Annotated in this window: 9 protein-coding genes; 4 read left to right on the top strand and 5 right to left on the bottom strand. The window is 72.2% G+C overall.

The genetic code is table 11. The features are described from left to right. Positions 1-170 precede the first annotated feature (170 nt). A complete protein-coding gene (locus tag DEJ00_RS16055; RefSeq protein ID WP_231495687.1) occupies positions 171-677 on the top strand; it encodes a hypothetical protein in 507 nt (168 codons plus the stop codon). A 68-nt stretch (positions 678-745) separates the two neighbouring features. Here the strand turns inward: DEJ00_RS16055 and DEJ00_RS16060 are convergent, their stop codons facing one another. Next, entirely contained in the window at positions 746-1564 is an 819-nt protein-coding gene (locus DEJ00_RS16060) for a helix-turn-helix transcriptional regulator (protein WP_027466023.1), read from the bottom strand. Between the two features lie 113 nt (positions 1565-1677). On the opposite strand from DEJ00_RS16060, the gene DEJ00_RS16065 reads away from it, so the two are divergent. The 3 genes from DEJ00_RS16065 to DEJ00_RS16075 all read left to right on the top strand — a co-directional run bounded on the left by DEJ00_RS16065 (position 1678) and on the right by DEJ00_RS16075 (position 10619). Further along, the gene (locus DEJ00_RS16065) at positions 1678-2970 is read left to right on the top strand and encodes a bifunctional glycosyltransferase family 2/GtrA family protein (protein WP_111058044.1); all 1293 of its coding nucleotides are present in this window, start codon (positions 1678-1680) and stop codon (positions 2968-2970) included. Positions 2971-3261: 291 nt separating this feature from the next. Next, positions 3262-8832 (top strand): glutamate synthase-related protein, encoded by a 5571-nt coding sequence (locus DEJ00_RS16070; protein ID WP_111058068.1) that lies wholly within the window; start codon positions 3262-3264, stop codon positions 8830-8832. After that, positions 8829-10619, top strand: a complete 1791-nt coding sequence (locus DEJ00_RS16075; RefSeq protein WP_111058045.1) for a sulfite reductase subunit alpha — start codon at positions 8829-8831, stop codon at positions 10617-10619. Before DEJ00_RS16070 ends, DEJ00_RS16075 begins: the two co-directional genes overlap by 4 nt. A gap of 426 nt (positions 10620-11045) precedes the next feature. On the opposite strand, the gene DEJ00_RS16080 is transcribed toward DEJ00_RS16075, so the two are convergent. From DEJ00_RS16080 to DEJ00_RS16095, 4 genes are read right to left on the bottom strand one after another with little or no spacing between them, the layout of a single operon-like run. Further along, positions 11046-11441 carry an ATP-dependent DNA ligase gene (locus DEJ00_RS16080; RefSeq protein WP_071247046.1) on the bottom strand — a complete coding sequence of 132 codons (396 nt, stop codon included), beginning with the start codon at positions 11439-11441 and terminating at the stop codon, positions 11046-11048. 8 nt (positions 11442-11449) lie between these two features. Further along, entirely contained in the window at positions 11450-12640 is a 1191-nt protein-coding gene (locus DEJ00_RS16085) for a S9 family peptidase (protein ID WP_111058046.1), read from the bottom strand. Positions 12641-12644: 4 nt separating this feature from the next. Beyond that, complete coding sequence (locus DEJ00_RS16090; protein WP_111058047.1) at positions 12645-13550, bottom strand: hypothetical protein; 906 nt, start codon at positions 13548-13550, stop codon at positions 12645-12647. Then, complete coding sequence (locus DEJ00_RS16095; protein WP_111058048.1) at positions 13550-14017, bottom strand: hypothetical protein; 468 nt, start codon at positions 14015-14017, stop codon at positions 13550-13552. The genes DEJ00_RS16090 and DEJ00_RS16095 overlap by 1 nt, the downstream gene beginning before the upstream one ends. Positions 14018-14023 lie beyond the last annotated feature (6 nt).

Genomic DNA, 14023 nt, shown 5'->3' on the forward strand with positions numbered 1-14023 from the left:
CCTCACGCACAGCCGACCGCGTGAGGTGTCGCTGAGCACGAAACCCGGGCGTCGTCCGGATCGTCAGACGATCGACCAACGTCGAGCCCCATCGCGTGCATCCGCATCGCAGCGCACGCAGGCTGGGTCCTGTCCGAGCAAGACGACCCGAACGGGTCACCACTGCAGAGATGGGAAACACGATCATGAACTCGTTCAAGCGCAAGTCCGTGAAGCTCCTCGCCGGCACCGCCCTCGGTGGCGCCGTCATCGCCGGGGCGTTCGTCGCAGCCCCCGCGCAGGCCGCCGAGCCCGCGCCGCCCAGCACCTCGTCGTCCGTCGGCGGCAACGTCAACGTCAACCTCGACCCGGTGGCGATCGTCAACGCGATCAAGGACGCCGTCAACGACCAGAGCGATCGTGGCGGTGCCGTGCAGGCGGCGCTCGACGTCGGCTACTGGAACGCCGGCAACCCCGACCGCCTCACCGTCGCGGTGGTCAACAAGAACCAGGACATCACCGTCGAGGGCGACGTCGCGGACGCCCAGTCGATCGACATCAAGGGTGGCAACTACGTCATCTACTGGTTCAAGGGCCCCGGCAAGGTCACCAACAACGGTGACGGCGGCTGGCTGAACTGGGGTGTGTTCGGCAACATCGAGCGCATCGACAACGTCATCCACGTCAACGGCGGCTGACTTCCCCGTTCATCGGCGACGCCCCCTGGGACCTCGGTCTCCGGGGGCGTCGCCGTGTGCTGTCGGACTCAGGGAGCGTCGTCGTCCGCGCGCGCCGCTTCGATCGCCGACGGCCGGTTGCGTGCAGCCAGCCTGAAGTCCCTCCGAGACCGGATCCAGCCCCGGACGAAGGCGACCGACACCAGCGCCGTCCGGTTCGGCGCGTTCCAGGACTTCATCAGCCGGCCGAGGTGCCAGGCGACGGCCTGTCGGCTGTAGGCGGTCTCCTTGGCGATGGCGTCGTTCGAGAGCCCGCGGGCGGCGAGCGCCAGCATCCGTTCCTCGGTCTCGTCCAGGCCGGGCGCCGATGCCACCAGGTCGATGTCGTCGGTGCCGAGTGCGGTCGTCGGGTCCGCCGATGCCCCTCCGCGGTGCTGTGCCCAGGCTTCCGCCCAGCACGAGCCGAGTTCGTGCGCCACGAGTGATGCCCGGCTCATCGCGAGCATCGTCCGGCCGGCGTGGTCGATCGTCGTCGCGTGCTCGCGGGTGGCCGTGTGCATGACGAGGGCGAAGACACGGATCGCGGGCAGGGCGCCGCGGAGCACGACCGAGACGTCGACCTGCGGGTCGTCGGCGCTGGCGGCTGCGACCTCGCGGAGCCGGACCAGGCACTCCGGGTCGAGTGGTTCCCCACGTTCGACCGCGCGCAGTGCCGCGGGGAGCACGAGCGGGACGATCTGCTCGTACCGACGCCGGAGCCAGTCGTGCCCGTCGGGTCGGATGCCGTGCAACGGTGGCGCGAGCAGCAGCTCCGTGAACTCCGGACACCGCTCGTCGAGCGCCAGCCCCAGCCGCTCCCCGGGGAGCAGCACGGCCGTCCGTCGTGCGTCGTCGCGCTCGGTCGTCATCGTGCGTCGAACGTATCCGGACAACAGGTGTCGTGTCCGCTGCGTTCACGTGGTGTTCGTTCTTACCCGGGCCACAGCGCCCTGCCTCGGCCCCCGTAGCCCCGCTGCCGAGCATGAGCGGCATGACGGAGACGAACCAGCCCCTCGACATCGACATCGTCGTCCCCTGCTACAACGAGCAGGACACACTCGCCGCCCACGTCCGACGGCTCCACACCTTCTGCCGGACGTCGTTGCACCACTCGTGGCGGATCACGATCGCGGACAACGCCTCGACCGACGACACCGCCCGGATCGCCGACGACCTCGCAGCGATGCTCCCGGGCGTGCACGCGGTGCACCTGCCCGAGAAGGGCCGGGGCCGGGCACTCAAGGAGGTCTGGGCGGCATCGCCGGCGACCGTGCTCGTCTACGTGGACGAGGACCTGTCCACCGACCTCGCCGCGCTCGAACCCCTCGTGGCACCCCTGCTGTCGGGGCACTCGGACCTGGCGATCGGCACCCGGCTGGCAGGTTCGTCCCGCGTGGTGCGCGGCAGCAAGCGGGAGTTCATCTCGCGCTCGTACAACCTGCTGCTCCGGACGACGATGGGGGTGTCGTTCTCGGATGCGCAGTGCGGGTTCAAGGCGGTCACGAAGGCCGCCTCCGACCACCTGCTGCCGTTGTGCGAGGACGACGCCTGGTTCTTCGACACCGAGCTGCTCGTGCTGGCCGAGCACGCGGGACTCCGCATCCACGAGGTCCCCGTCGACTGGGTCGACGACGTCAACTCCTCGGTGCACATCGCGTCGACCGCGACCGAGGACCTGAAGGGCATGTGGCGGGTGTCGAGGAACATCGCCACCGGGCGGGTGCCGATCAGCACGGTCTACGCGGCGATCGGTCGGCGGCCGTTCACCCCACCGAGCGTGGGGTTCCTGCGGCAGGTCCTGCGGTTCGGGGCGATCGGGGTGCTCTCGACCCTGGCGTTCGCTGCCCTGTACGCCCTGTTCCGGCCGGCGATCGGCGCCCAGACCGCGGACTTCCTCGCGCTGCTGGTCACGGCGATCGGCAACACCGCACTGAACCGGCGGTTCACGTTCGGGGTGCGGGGCCGTGCGGGAGCGGGTCGGCACCACGTGCAGGGCCTGGTCGTGTTCGGCATCGCCTGGGCGATCACGTCGGGATCGCTGGTGGTGCTGCACGCGTCGGTACCGGGCGCTTCGCACGGTGCGGAGATCGCGGTGCTCACGGCGGCCAACCTGGTGGCGACGGGCGTGCGGTTCGTGTTGTTCAAGGCGTGGGTGTTCCGTGGTCGCCGACGCCCGGAGCTCATCCGCCCCGGCACCACCCCGGCCGCCGACGCCAGCACGGCGGTCACCGAACCGATCGCGACCCCCGAGCGCACCGGCGACCGCGCTGCCTGACACCGCGAGCAGCACGGCAGCTGCCCGCCGCGTCGCCCATCCGGTGCGAGGTCGTCCGCTCCGTGCGGCGCTGCGACCTCGCGCCGAGGGATCGACCCCGCACCAGCCGGAGAGCCCCGCGCCGCGCCCCGCACCACCCGTGTTGCACGGTCGGTATACCAAGCCGTAGCATCGCCCTACCGCACCACCACCCCACAGGGCCCGACTGCCACCATCGGTCTGCCCGCGGCGAGCGCTCCATCGATGCAGCCCGCGCCGTCCGCTGCCGGCAACGCCCCACTGGACCCGCACGTGAACCCCACCTCTTTCGGTCTCTACGACCCTGCCCGCGAATCGAGCGATTGCGGCGTCGGTTTCATCACCCGTCTCGACGGGACGCCGAGCCACGACGTCATCCGCAAGGGCGACGAAGCGCTGTGCTCCATCCCGCACCGCGGCGGCAAGTCCGCCGAGGGTGTCGGTGACGGCGCCGGCGTCAGCATCGACCTGTCGGTGGAGTTCTTCAGCGCCATCACCGGCGAGCAGCTGCGCGCCGGGCACTTCGGCGTCGCGAACTGCTTCGTGCCGAGCAGCGACCGAGCCGACGGCACCGACGAGCGCGCCCGCGCCGAGCAGACCGTCACGGACGCCATCACGGCCGAGGGCTTCGAACTGCTGCTGGTCCGTGACGTCCCGGTGGACCACTCCGTCGCGCGCCCCGAGGCCGAGCAGTACCAGCTGCCGATCGTGCAGTGGGTCTTCCGTGCTCCGTCCGACTGGGACCGCACCGAGGTCGACGCCGCCGCGAACCGCGCCCTGCTCGCCATCGAGGCGGTCTCCTACGCCCAGGCCGCCGCCGAGCGCGCCGAGCACGCCGCCCTGTACCCGCTGTCGCTCAGTGCCCGGACCCAGATCCTGAAGGGCCGGCTGAACTCCGGCGAGGTGATCGGGTACTTCACCGACCTGCGCGACCCCCGGCACTCGGTGCGGACGCTGTACTTCCACACCCGGTTCTCGACGAACACCGAGCCGCACCCGACGATGGCGCAGCCGTTCCGCCTGATGGCGCACAACGGCGAGCTGAACACCGACCGCAAGAACCGGTTGTCGGACGAGGCGCTCGCGCGGGCCCGCACCCGGAGCATCGTGCGTCCGCCCGGGCAGTCGGACTCGAGCCGACTCGACCAGACCCTGCAGAGCCGCGTGTTCGACGACGGGCTCGAGATCATCGAGGCCGTGGTCTCGCTCATGCCGCCGGCGTGGGAGAACGACCGCACCCTGACCCCGGACGTCCGGGACATGCTCGAGTACTTCTCGCTGTACGAGGAGAAGAACGACGGTCCCGCCGCCGTGATCTTCAGCGACGGCGACGTCGTCGGCGCCCGCCTGGACCGCCTGGGCCTGCGCCCGCTGCGCACCGTCGAGACGGCCGAGTACCTGATGGTGTCGTCCGAGGCCGGCCAGGTCGAGTTCGACGCCGACGAGGTCGTGCACCGCGGCCGCATCGAGGCCGGCGGCATGCTCGTCGTCGACCACCGCACCGGCACCCGCATGCGCACGGGCGAGGTGCTGCACATGCTCGCGGCCCGCCGTGACTACGGCACCCTGCTCGACGCCGCCCGCGTGAACCTGGACGACGTGCCCGCTCCGGACTACGAGCGCACGACGTCCACCCTGGGCTACGACGGCGACCTGTCGCTCGCGGGCCGGTACGTGGCGTACTCGCTGAACCAGGAGAGCTTCCGGTTCATGCTCGACCCGATGCTGCAGAACGGGTCGGAGCGCATCTCGGCGATGGGCTACGGCAACGCGATCAACGCCCTGAGCGACACCGAGGGCGGCATGGCGAAGTACTTCTCGCAGCGCTTCGCCCAGGTGACGAACCCGCCGCTCGACTCGATCCGCGAGGCCGACGGGATGTCGATGCGCGTGGCACTCGGCGCGAAGCCGGACGGCACGGGCACCACGGGGCGTCAGCTGGTCGTGCAGTCGCCGATCCTCGGGCACCTCGACATGGTGCGGCTGCGCGAGCAGGACATCGTGCCGCTCGAGCGCTTCGACATGCTCTACGTGCCGGTGCCCGCCGACGAGCAGGCCAACGCCGACGCGATGCGCGGCGCGCTGGACGCGCTGTGCGACGCGATCGAGGCGTTCGCGGCGCGCGGTGGCGGGATCGCGGTCGTGACCGACCGCGAGGTGTCGTCGACCCATGCGCCCCTCCCCGTGATCCTGGCCGTGGCCGCCGTCAACCAGCGGCTCATCGAGACCGGTCTGCGCCTGCGGGTGTCCGTCGTCGCGGAGAGCGGTCAGCTGCCATCGTCACACCACGTCGCGACCGCGCTGGGCTTCGGTGCCGCCGCTGTGTACAGCTTGAGCGCTCGGCTGCGCGCGGAGGAGAAGTACCCCGCCGCACCCGCACCCGCCGGCGAGCTGACCGCGACCGACCTGGCGCTCAAGCAGTTCCGCAAGGCCGCCGAGAAGGCCCTGGCGAAGACCATGGGCCGCGTCGGCCTGTGCACCGCCGAGAGCTACATCGGTGGCGAGTTCTTCGAGCCGAACTACCTCGACACCGGCGACGACGTGCTCGCGCGGATCTTCCCGCACATGCAGGCACCGGTCGGCGGGGTCGGCTTCGCGCGCATCGCCCAGGCGGCGACGGACTGGCACGAGCGTGCCCGCTCGGTGGCGTCCGAGGGCCAGGTCCCGCTGCTCGGCCTGTTCAAGGAACGCTCCGACGGCGCCGGCCACTCGTTCGGCGTCGCGAGCGTCCGCGGGTTCGGCGGCATGACCGAGGAGCGCCCGGCCTTCGAACGCTCCGGCGACTCCGACGCGCTGCGCCTGCTCACGCTCGGCCAGCTCGACGACTCGTTCGGCATCACCGACGCCGCGTACCGGAACACCGGGTACGACCGGCTGAGCGACGCCGAGATCGACGCGCACCGCATCACGCCGGGCTACGTCACGTTCCTGCAGACGACCCACGACGAGCGGTCCCGCCGCCCCGCCGCGCTCCGCGACGTGCTCGCGCTGCCCGCGGACGTCACCGGGATCGACACGGCCGAGGACTTCGCGCGCGAGCTCGGCCGCTTCTCGACGAGCGGCAACGCCAGCGTCACCGTGCGCGGGCTCTCCGGCTCGCGTCCGTCGGACGACCAGGACCTGCCGGGAGGCACGGAGCGGTTCCGCCTGGAGCTCACGTCGACGGGGACCACGGGTGCACTGCGCCACGCGGCCCTGGCGGACGGCCTCGCGCTGCTCCACCCCGGACAGATCGACGTCGACGCCGTCGACGACACCGGGGTGACGCTCCGCGCCACCGGTGCGGCCGTCGCCCTGCTCGCACTGCTGCAGAGCGCCCCGGCGAGCGTCGAGCTCGACGAGGTGCAGCCGGCCCACGAGATCACCCGGACCCTGGCGTCCGGCGCGATGAGCCACGGCGCGCTCGTCGCCACCGCCCACGAGGCCGTCGCGCACGGCACGAACATGGTCGGCGGCATGTCGAACAGCGGTGAGGGCGGCGAGCACCACTCCCGTTACGGCACCATCCGCGGCTCGCGCATCAAGCAGTTCGCCTCGGGCCGGTTCGGCATCTGGGCCGGCTACCTCGCCGACCCCATGCTCGAGGAGCTCGAGATCAAGATCGGCCAGGGTGCGAAGCCCGGCGAGGGTGGCCAGCTGCCCGCACCGAAGGTCACGGTGGACATCGCTGCGGCCCGGGGTGGCACGCCCGGCGTCGAGCTGATCTCGCCGCCGCCGCACCACGACACGTACTCGATCGAGGACCTCGCGCAGCTCATCCACGACTGCAAGGCCGCCCGCGTCCGGGTGATCGTGAAGCTCGTCTCGTCCGAGGGCATCGGCACCATCGCGGTCGGCGTCGCGAAGGCCGGCGCCGACGTGATCAACGTCGCGGGCAACACCGGCGGCACCGGCGCCGCGGCCGTCACCAGCCTGAAGTACGCCGGCCGCTCCGCGGAGATCGGCGTCGCCGAGGTGCACCAGGCCCTGGTCGCGAACGGCCTGCGCCAGAAGGTCACGCTCCGCTGCTCGGGTGCGCACCAGACCGGCAGCGACGTCGTCACGAGCGCCCTGCTCGGCGGCGACAGCTTCGAGTTCGGCACGACCGCGCTCATGATGCTCGGCTGCGTGATGGCGAAGAACTGCAACGTGAAGTGCCCGGCGGGCCTGACCACGAACGCCGAGGCGTTCGAGGGCGACCCCCGCGCGCTCGCCCAGTACCTGCTCAACATCGCCCACGACGTGCGGCAGATCCTGGCCCGTCTCGGCCTGCGCTCCCTGCGCGAGGCCCGCGGCCGGACCGACCTGCTGCAGCTCCTGGACCACCCGGCGAGCGTCGGCCGGCTCGACGCCCGAGCCCTGCTCGCCCAGGTGCCCGAGAAGGTCGTCGCGGACCCGGAGTACCTGGAGAAGGACTTCCACACCGACGACGCCCTGCTCGAGCGCGTCCGCACCGCCCTCGTCGACCACGCGCAGGAGCACGTGCTCGTGCACGGCGTGCTGCTCGGCAACGCCGACAAGTCGGTCGGTGGCCAGCTCGGCATCGACCTCGAGCGTCTGCTCAACCACGAGCTCGGCGCCGAGGACGTGCGGGGCCTGCCCGCCGTGACGACGGACGACCGCGGACGCCGCCGGCTGGTGGACGGCGCGGTCACGATCCGCACGCAGGGATCGGCCGGGCAGTCCTACGGCGTCTTCAACAACGACGGCGTCGTGCTCGAGCACACCGGCACCGCGAACGACGGTGTCGGGAAGAGCCAGAGCGGCGGACGGATCATCGTCCGCGCCCCCGGCGGCGGCAGCGCCGCACAGGGCGGCAACGTGCTGGTCGGCAACTTCGCGCTGTTCGGGGCCACCGGTGGGCGCACCTTCGTCGAGGGCGAGGCCGGCGACCGGTTCGCCGTCCGCAACTCCGGCGCGACCGCCGTGGTCGAGGGCCTCGGCGACTTCGGCTGCGAGTACATGACCGGCGGCGCCGTGTTCAACCTCGGCGCGTTCGGCAAGGGCCTCGGCAACGGCATGTCCGGCGGGTTCCTGTACCAGTACGACCCCTCCGGCCAGGTCGCCGAGCGTGCCAGCACGGACTCGCTCCTGGTGTTCCCGGTCACCGACACGGAGCGCGGTGCGTTCCACGAGGCCGCCGCCCGCCTGCTGCTCGAGTGGCACCTCGAGGCGACGGGTTCGGCCCTGGCCGAGCGGCTGCTCGCCGAGTGGGACACCGCCCGCGCGCACGTGTACGTCGGCATGCCGCGTGCCCTGCTGCTCACGCAGGACGCCGGCGAGATCCTCGCGGCGGCGACCCGGCCCGAGCTCCTCGACGAGCTCGCGACCTCGATCGCCACCGACAAGCTCCGCGCGTTCAAGCTCGACTACCGCGACCAGCGCACGGTGCTCGGTGGCCGTGCCCCGGCGCTCGGCGACCAGGGCGAGGACATGTTCTCGCTGCTGTCGTCGTACACGGTGCTCGGGGTCGCCCAGGACGTCGCCCTCGAGCGCGTCCCGGGTGCGCTCGGCGCCGCCGACCCGCGGGTCGCCGAGGCCGTCAAGAACCTCGTGCTCACCGAGGACTTCTCCGTCAAGCAGCGCGTCGTGAAGTACCTGCGCGGCACGCTCGACCGGTTCGCCGACGACCAGCTCGCCACGCTCATCGCGATCAAGCGGCTCGACGACTACAAGCGCGCGCTCACGCAGCGGAACAACCGCAGCATGGACGCGCCGGGCACCACGGGGTGGATCATGCACCAGAACGCCAAGAACGACGGCCGCGTCCGCGAGGCCCGCTTCGACGAGCTGCTCGCCACCGCGGCGCTCGAGGACATCGCCCGCCGGGCACCGCAGGCGCCGACCGAGGCGATGACCGCGTGAGCCTGCTCCCCCCGACCGGGTCGCTGATCCCCGTCGACGCACCGTTCTCGGCCGCCCAGGAGTCCTGGCTCGCCGGGTTCATCGCGGGCATCGCCGCCGCCGGCAAGAAGGTCGCAGCCAGCGCGCCCACGACCACGATCGACGTGCTCTTCGGCACCCAGACCGGCAACGCCGAGTTCCTGGCCGACGAGCTCGTCGCCGGCGCGAAGGCCCGCGGACTCGGCGGTCGCGCCAGTGCGCTCGACGCCGTCACCCCCGAGCAGCTCGCCGAGATGTCGCACGTGCTCGTCGTCACCTCGACCTACGGCGAGGGCGAGATGCCCGACAACGCCGGGCTGTTCTGGGACGCGATCCAGGCGAGCACCGTGCCGCGGCTCGAGGGGCTGCAGTACGCCGTCCTGGGCCTCGGCGACACGAGCTACGACGAGTTCTGCCAGGCCGGGAAGCTCCTCGACACCCGGTTCGAGCAGCTCGGCGCGACCAGGATCCACGACCGCGTCGACTGCGACGTCGACTTCGAGGACCCGGCCGCGCTGTGGACCGCGGCGGTCCTCGACCGCCTCGCCGCCGAGGCCGGCGCGACGGCCGCATCCGGCGCGACCACGGGCGGTGGCGCCGGCGACGGTGCCGGCGCGACCGGCGGGGCGGGCGCGAGCCGTGCCTCCCGGCCGGGGTCGCAGTGGAACAAGCGCAACCCGTACCCGTCGCGCCTGGTCGAGAACCGGCTGCTCTCCTCGCCGCGCAGCGCGAAGGAGATCCGGCACTACGAGTTCGACCTCGGCGGCTCGGGCATCGAGTACGCGGCCGGCGACGCCCTGGCGGTCGTGCCGGTCAACGACGAGGTCTTCGTGGCGGACCTGCTCGAGCAGGTCGGCGCGAACGGCGGCGAGGCGTTCGACGGCCGGCCGATCACCGAGGTCCTGCGGACCGACCGTGAGATCCGGACGCCCTCGAAGGACCTCATCGCCGACCTGGTGCAGCGCGCGCCGTCGAGCGAGCTCGCGGCCGTCGTGGCGCACGGCGACAAGCACGAGCTGGACCGTTGGCTCTGGGGACGCGACGTCCTCGACCTGCTCCGCGACGCCGGCCCGGCCGCCCCGGGACTCGACGAGCTGCTGCCGAACCTGCGGCCGCTGCAGGCGCGGCAGTACTCGATCTCGTCGAGCCCGCTGGCCCACCCGGACCGCATCCACCTGACCATCGCGTCGGTGCGCTACGGCGATCCGCACCGGATGTACGCAGGTGTGGCGTCGACGTTCCTGGCCGACCGGGTCGACCCGGACGGCACCGTCGACGTCTACCTGCAGCCGAACGCGTCGTTCGGGGTTCCGGCGGACGAGTCGGCCCCGATGATCATGATCGGCCCGGGCACCGGTGTCGCGCCGTTCCGCGGGTTCCTGCACGAGCGCGCGGTGTCCGGGGCGACCGGACGCAACTGGCTGTTCTTTGGGGACCAGCACCGGGACACCGACTTCGTGTACCGGGACGAGCTCACCGAGCTGCAGGAACAGGGCGTGCTCGACCGCCTCGACCTGGCGTTCTCGCGCGACCAGGCCGAGAAGGTCTACGTGCAGACGCGGATGCTCGAGCGCTCGGCGGAGCTCTTCGACTGGCTCGAGGACGGCGGCCACGTGTACGTCTGCGGCGACGCCTCACGCATGGCAAAGGACGTCGAAGCAGCGCTGCTCCAGGTCATCCGGACCGGACGCGGGCGCGGCGAGGACGACGCGCAGGCGTACCTGGCCGACATGCGTCGCGCGAAGCGGTACGTGCGCGACGTGTACTGAGCCGCACACGGACGTGACGGCGGATCCGCGTCCAGACGTGATGAGTCCGCCCCGGCCACGGAACCCGAATCCGATGGCCGGGGCGGTCCCGGAGGAGCGCCGGTCGATGGGGGCGGACCGGCGAGCCCTGCAGCGTGACGCACGCATCACCGACGCGTGGCGTCGGTGACCCCGAGCAGGGAGTCCCCTGATCCGGGACTCACGTCCCTCGCTCGTCTCGGTCACCGGTGGTTGGTCGGCACCGGACTCGCTGTGCGTCACGGGCTGTTCGGGTTCCCCTCCTGCCGCGGACACTGCCTGCACCGGCGCCTTAGCAGGCCGGTGCGGGGGGACGACAGCGAACCGCGGTACGGAAACCGTACGAGGTGCGGAGTTCGAGCGGAACCCGTTGACCCGGATCAACCCGCTGTGCTATTGCTGACGGGATCAGCGCGCGGTGCTCCCGCTCGGTGTCCCCGAGGCGTCGTCCGCGTCGCCCGGTGCCACCGCCCGCGACCACGCCGAGTCGGCCGCCGTGCTGGTGTCCGCCGGCTCCGGCGTCAGCACGAGCCCCGACCCCGAGGTGGCCGAGGCGTAGAGGTCCTCGAGCCAGCTGCGGTTGATCGACGGCACCCGGCTGCCGGTGAACTTGAAGTGCAGGCTCACGTTGGGGTGCAGCCAGATCGTGCTGCGACCGTTGCCGTGGACGACGTCGTCCTTCCACGAGAACGCGAAGCGGTGGTCACGCCGGAGCATGTTGACGATGACGATCTGCAGGTGCGTGAGCGCGCGGTCGTCGATCCGCAGGTCGAGCGGTCGGCCGTCGTAGATGAGCTGCCCCATGGCTCCTTCTACTCCTGCGCTCCGGTGTGCGCGAGACCAGACGCCCAGGTGGTGATGGTGCGGTCGAACCAGACGGCGTCGACGTTGCGCTCCCAGGCGTGCTCGGCCGGCTCGCTGACCGCCAGGGTCACCGTGCCGGGGTGGGCGTCGGCGAACTCCTGACTGGCCGAGAACGGCACCGTGGTGTCGCCGGTGGAGTGGATGAGCAGGGTCGGTGGCAGCTGTCGGGGTGCGCGCAACCAGGACAGCGCGCGCACGTCGACCGGCGAGCGCAGCCCCACCGTCCGGCAGAGGACCGGGGTCGCCATCGCCCCGAGGGCAGCGCCCACCACAGGGCCGGGCAGCCCCGCGCGACGGGCCTGGGACCGGACGGTGACGGCCCAGTCCAGTGCCGGGGCGACGAGCACGATCCCGGCCAGGCGGTCACGGTGCGCCGAACGGGCGAGGAGTTCGTGCGTGATCGTCGCGCCCATCGACCACCCCACGATGACGAGCCGTTCGGCGCCGTTCGCGACGGCGTGGTCGAGCGCCGCTTCGACGTCGGCCCACTCGCGCGCGCCGAGGTGCGAGGCCCGGCCCTCCCACGGTGCTTCGCCGTCCCCGCGGAACGACGGGACGATCGAGGTCCAGCCGAGCTCGACCGCGGCGGGGACGGTCCGGAGCGCGGTGACCCGGGTCGTCCGGATCCCGTGCACGTGGACGGCCCAGGTCCGGGCGGCCGCGGGGTCGGCACCCTGCGCAGCCGCGCGGTCCGGGCGTGCAGCACCGTCCGGCCCGGGCCGCACCACCCACGCGGGTGCCGGCCCCACCGGCGTCGGCAGCGACACCTCGGACCAGTCGACGTCCATCGCCGCCGGGTCCGGGTGCACGTGTCCGCTCCACCGCACCCGCGACGACACCGCGCCGGTCGTCCGCACCACGGCCCGGCGGACGAACCCGGCGGCTTCGTCGACCTCGAGCACCGGCCCGACGGTGGTGTGCCCGGGGCCGTCGTGCCACAACCCGTACTCCCCCGGCCGCACGGTGTCGTCGGTGATCGGCAGCCGGACGGAGTCCGCGTCGGACTCGAGCACGGGCGTCCACCGATCGCCACCGGGCAGCACGATCCTGCCGACGACCTTCCGCAGGACGACCAGGACCGCCAGGGACACCGCCGCCAGCACCACGAGCGCTCCGAGCACCCACCACACGATCGTCACGCCGTCATCCTCCGAGGCTCCGGGTCAGGGTCCGTTCCGCCGACCGTACCTGCGCGAGTTCGGCGTCGTCGAGGGTCCGTCCCTGCACCTCGGCGTCGCGGATCGCGATGACCAGGTCGTAGGTCCGGGCCTGCGGGTCCCCCGGCCGCTCGACCGCCCGCACCGCGTGCCGACGGGCGATGCGGCGCAGGCGTCGGTGGTGCCCGCGGTGGCGCAGGTCACGGCCCCACCGCCGGAACGTCAGCGAGGCCATCGCCACGACGATGAGCACGATGCCGAGGTAGAACGGCGGGTCGAAGGCCAGGCGCAGGCCGTCCCGCACCCCGGCCGGGAAGAGCCCGAAGTGGTCGGCGGTGAGCGAGGCGACCTCGTCGACGCTCGCCACGACGACCAGCGCGAGCCCGACGCGGAACACCACGAGCGCCACCGGGTTCTGCAGCACGCCGCGGCGCAGTGTCGTCGCGGCGATCAGTCCCACGCCCACCATGTACACGGTCGCGTAGAGCCACATCGGGGTCTGCTCGATCTCGCGCACGATGAAGTGGAAGTCGGTCCCGCCGCGCTCCTCGACCAGCAGGAACGGCACCGTGAAGGCCACGACCACGACGAGCAGCGCCACCGGCCTGGCGAGCACCGGGCGCTCCGGCAGGTCGTCCGTGCTCGCGCGCAGCATCAGCCAGAACGCGACGGTCGCGCAGACGTTCTGCACCAGGTTGATGAGGTTCGAGCCGCCCAGGGCACCGTCGAGCACCGGCTGCGGCACGACGCTGCCGAGGGTCAGGAGCCCGAGCGCCCCGACGCCGGTGGCACCCCAGGCCGCCCGACCACGGGGGTTCCGCAGCACGTACGGCGTGCGGGCGAGGAAGATCAGCGCCGCGAACCAGAAGGCCGCGGCGTGCAGGACGGCCATCAGCCGTAGGCCCGCTCGTCCGCGCCCGTGGCCCCGGCGAGCAGGACCGTCGCGAGCTCGTAGGCGAACCGTTCGGCGAAGTGCTCGTCGTCGTCGGAGATGCTCACGAGCCCGGAGTCGGCGTCGAGCGCTCGACGGCAGACGTGGCCCCCGGCGGCGAACTCGGCGACGGACGACTGGGTGGGTGTGCCGACGTCGCCGTGCACCAGGTGCCCGAGCTCGTGCAGCACGCAGTGCATGCGGTAGAGCGGTGGCGCGTCGGCCGGTACGAGCACCAGGTTCTCGTGCTCGAACTGCGACACGAGCGCGGTGAGCGGACCCCAGCTCGGGCCGTCGACGTCGACGACGCGCGTGGGCTTGCCGACCATCCGACCGACGCCGGTCACCACGTCGGACAGCTGCGGCGCACGGGGCAGGGTGGCGACGAGGGCACGGACGGCACCGGACGCACCCAGCTGCTCCGCCATCGCCCC

Source organism: Curtobacterium sp. MCLR17_039, assembly GCF_003234745.1.
Taxonomy (GTDB): Bacteria; Actinomycetota; Actinomycetes; order Actinomycetales; family Microbacteriaceae; genus Curtobacterium; species Curtobacterium flaccumfaciens.

Bases quoted from the DNA above. Each gene is read 5' to 3' on its own strand.
- DEJ00_RS16055 (WP_231495687.1), top strand. From the start codon at position 171: ATGGGAAACACGATCATGAACTCGTTCAAGCGCAAGTCCGTGAAGCTC.
- DEJ00_RS16060 (WP_027466023.1), bottom strand. From the start codon at position 1,564: ATGACGACCGAGCGCGACGACGCACGACGGACGGCCGTGCTGCTCCCC.
- DEJ00_RS16065 (WP_111058044.1), top strand. From the start codon at position 1,678: ATGAGCGGCATGACGGAGACGAACCAGCCCCTCGACATCGACATCGTC.
- DEJ00_RS16080 (WP_071247046.1), bottom strand. From the start codon at position 11,441: ATGGGGCAGCTCATCTACGACGGCCGACCGCTCGACCTGCGGATCGAC.
- DEJ00_RS16090 (WP_111058047.1), bottom strand. From the start codon at position 13,550: ATGGCCGTCCTGCACGCCGCGGCCTTCTGGTTCGCGGCGCTGATCTTC.
- DEJ00_RS16095 (WP_111058048.1), bottom strand. From the start codon at position 14,017: ATGGCGGAGCAGCTGGGTGCGTCCGGTGCCGTCCGTGCCCTCGTCGCC.